The sequence below is a fragment of the Vibrio sp. YT-18 genome, assembly GCF_033337345.1.
Classification (GTDB): domain Bacteria; phylum Pseudomonadota; class Gammaproteobacteria; order Enterobacterales; family Vibrionaceae; genus Vibrio; species Vibrio alginolyticus.
The window spans coordinates 1-1,747 of record NZ_JAWOQO010000071.1 but is presented as its reverse complement, the minus strand read 5'-3'; the positions used below and the strand labels follow the sequence as shown (position 1 = coordinate 1,747).

Annotated in this window: 1 protein-coding gene; it reads left to right on the top strand. The window is 46.8% G+C overall.

The window, feature by feature from the left end:
• Window positions 1-866: 866 nt before the first annotated feature.
• Window positions 867-1,076: a hypothetical protein gene (locus R7M72_RS24345; RefSeq protein ID WP_318056371.1), complete on the top strand. Its 210-nt coding sequence runs from the start codon at window positions 867-869 to the stop codon at window positions 1,074-1,076.
• Window positions 1,077-1,747 lie beyond the last annotated feature (671 nt).

The window sequence follows — 1,747 nt, the reverse complement described above, 5'->3', positions numbered from 1 at the left end:
TGTCCGAATATACGGAACTGCGAGCAGACCTCCACGGGCTGATGATGCAAAGGTAGCCTGGGAGGAGGTCACCACAATTGTAAATCAATGTTGCGTTCCTCTCATGCGTGCGCTCTCTCTTTCTCTCTCGCAGTCTCACTCTGTTTCTTTTCTTTTGACTTTTCTAAGATGACAGATGCTGAATATATACTCCCTATCTGATGCTGTGGCTGTTTGTGGTTGGCTGAGAGGGATGTGAACTCATTAGTTTGCAGCTGTGTTAATCAAATCAGGTTGGGTTTCCATTACGCGTGCCAAACGTGCCAAACGGTGCCAATCCCCTTTGATCTGACATCAGATGTGACGGGACAGTCGATATAGAGATACATTTATGTGCTGAATGCAGATAATTGCATTGAATAGTGTTTTGTGGGTATTTATTGCATTATTAATGTGCCTGATACTCTGGAAACCTGCCTGTGAGGTTTTGGTGACGTGTGTGCACTGTTCGCCGGTCAGCCAAACTTCGGCTAACACCGGCTGCGCTCCCCCTGCGCTGACAGTAGACCTGGTTTCAGCTGGCGAGCTTTTAGCGCACCTTCGGCGAAGCCTTTTTGGCACGAAACTGTCACTGCACCAAGCTGGATCTGTCGACACCTCCCCCTGCTGCGCCGCCACACCCATCTCAGCGCACCTCGGTCTGCCAAACTACCAAACTGAGCGCGCCTCAGGTTGCGCTGCTCGAAACTAGCTCTGCGCGGGGTTCGCCACCCTGCACCACCCTGCGCTGGGAAATATTGCGAAAACAAGCAGCAACAGCTGGAAGGCAGAACCGGACAGTAGCCTGAAAAGTTCATTCATTTATTTTAGGAAAGATTTATAGAATAATGGCTGACTTTTTTCCAGGCTTCAACTTTGTGGAGGAGGAATTTGATTTTGCAGAGTTTGATGGCCGCCCTTATTTATTTGAGCCAGAATACACTGACGAAGAGCTTCATGAAATTGAAGAACGGAGGAGGAGAGAGAGAAAGGTGCAACAGGTAGAGGACGAGAGAGGAGGAATGGCTGCTGCAGGGAGATTGGTGGTGTACCTGTGAATGCTGTGCCCCAGTGCCCACAGAAGAGGAATGCCTCTGTTGCAAGGAATGGGACCGGTTGCAGCCTTATTTTCAAGGTCTGGATGTGACCGAGGACGAGACACCTCCACCTGGAGTAGTATCCAGCTGGGCTTTATCTAGAGCTCGCCAGATATATTTCGGCTGCACTTTGGAAAGCAGAGCTAGATGGTAAACAAACATGGCAGCACACCGGTAAGGTAAGACAACACGTTTACATGTCGTTTTCTATATGTTCTCTGACATTTATCCTAACGATATGAGGCGGTCTTTGTGGAAAAAAAGCTTGTTTAGTGGACTAACTTTGCACTTGAAGGTTGCCCGTTCACTTACGTTTTAACAGGTCTGACGCTACTATGCGCCCCAGCTGTATCTAGGCTAACGGCTAACACGCTAACTATTATTTTCATGTCACTAGTGACTTGAAACAAATTTAGGACAATAGGAGACAGGTTGAAATAAACCGAAATTTCCCTTTAAAATGATGGATGTATGGTTCAAATTGTTAGCTGAACGTATCACTGTAAACACATAGCCGCACATCGTCGTCAGACCAAAAACTGATGAGATCTGAGATTCGGCTGAGAGTAATGGATAAACTGTCAAAGTAATGAGTAGCTAAATAGTAATAGCTAAAAGTATGGATTTACTGT

Bases quoted from the DNA above. Each gene is read 5' to 3' on its own strand.
- R7M72_RS24345 (WP_318056371.1), top strand. From the start codon at position 867: ATGGCTGACTTTTTTCCAGGCTTCAACTTTGTGGAGGAGGAATTTGAT.